Consider the following 1430-nt stretch of genomic DNA (forward strand, 5'->3'; position numbering starts at 1 on the left):
CCAGTCCCCTGTTGCCTATTGATAAATTATTTATACTGGAGAAGAGCAACTATAAAATCAAACAGGACAGGAGAGACAATGACTCCCAATCCCGCTATTATGCGATCTGTGGAACAATTAGGCTACCGTGTGACTGTGGGTGATGTAGCTAGTCAAGCGGGTTTAAATGTAGCTGAAGCTAATCAAGGTTTATTAGCTTTAGCGTCTGATGCTGGTGGACATTTACAGGTAGCAGAAACAGGTGATATTGTTTATCAATTTCCCCAAAATTTTAGAACAATTTTAAGAAATAAATATTTGCAGTTGCGTTTGCAAGAATGGTGGAAAAAAATTTGGGGGGTGCTGTTTTATTTAATTAGAATTTCCTTTGGTATTTTGTTAATTGCTTCGATTGCCCTGATTACTATCACCATCATTATAATTATGACTGCTGCTAATTCAGACCGAGATGGAGATAATAGAAGCAGCAGTTCTGGTGGTTTCAATTTCTTCTTTTTTCCGGATTTATTTTGGTATTTTAGTCCTGATTATTATGGCGAAGAAAGACGCAGAGAAAGAAGAGAAAAAAGTGAGTTCAATTTCTTAGAATCTGTATTTTCATTTTTATTTGGTGATGGAAATCCGAATGCGAAATTAGAAGAAAGACGTTGGCGAGAAATTGGGATTGTAATTAGAAATAATCAAGGGGCGGTGGTTGCAGAACAAATTGCACCGTATTTAGATAATTTGGGTGAAAAATATCAACAGGAATATGAAGATTATATGTTACCTGTGTTGGTACGATTTAATGGTAAACCCCAGGTAAGTCCTGAAGGACAAATGGTATATTATTTCCCTGAATTACAAGTACAAGCTAGTAAAAAACTCCGTCAACCAGTAGATCCATATTTAGATGAAAATCTGTGGCGGTTTAGTGCTGCGAGTTCAGGACAAATTATGCTCAGTGCTGGTTTGGGTGTGGTGAATATTGTGGGAGCTTTAATATTAGGAAGTTTATTAAAAGGTGGAGAAATTGCAGCCCAAATAGGGGGATTGGTTGGTTTTGTCCAAGGAATTTATTGGTTGTTGTTAGCTTATGGGATTGGTTTTTTAGGAATACCATTAGCGCGTTATTTTTGGATTAAATGGCGTAATGGTAAAATTGCAACTCGTAACCGTGAACGTTTAGAAAGGGCGAGAATTTTAGGGAATGCGGATGATACTTTACAACAAAAGATTGATTTTGCTCGTCAGTTTGCTGGTGAGAAAGTAATTGGTAAAGAGGATTTAATTTACTCTAGTGATAGAGATTTACTAGAACAGGAATTTGAGCAGGTGAAAAAGCAGAATTTGTTAGGTGATGGGTAATTAGTGATTGGTAATTGGTAATTGGTGATTGGTAATTGGTGATTGGTGATTGGTAATTGGTAATTGGTAATTGGTAATTGGTA

1 protein-coding gene is annotated in these 1430 nt (G+C 36.4%); it reads left to right on the top strand.

Annotated features, from left to right (window positions below; all coding sequences use genetic code 11):
- Positions 1-78 precede the first annotated feature (78 nt).
- Positions 79-1347 (top strand): hypothetical protein, encoded by a 1269-nt coding sequence (locus FFR48_RS27815; RefSeq protein WP_096568424.1) that lies wholly within the window; start codon positions 79-81, stop codon positions 1345-1347.
- Positions 1348-1430 lie beyond the last annotated feature (83 nt).

This window comes from Sphaerospermopsis reniformis (genome assembly GCF_005402885.1).
Taxonomy (GTDB): Bacteria; Cyanobacteriota; Cyanobacteriia; order Cyanobacteriales; family Nostocaceae; genus Sphaerospermopsis; species Sphaerospermopsis kisseleviana.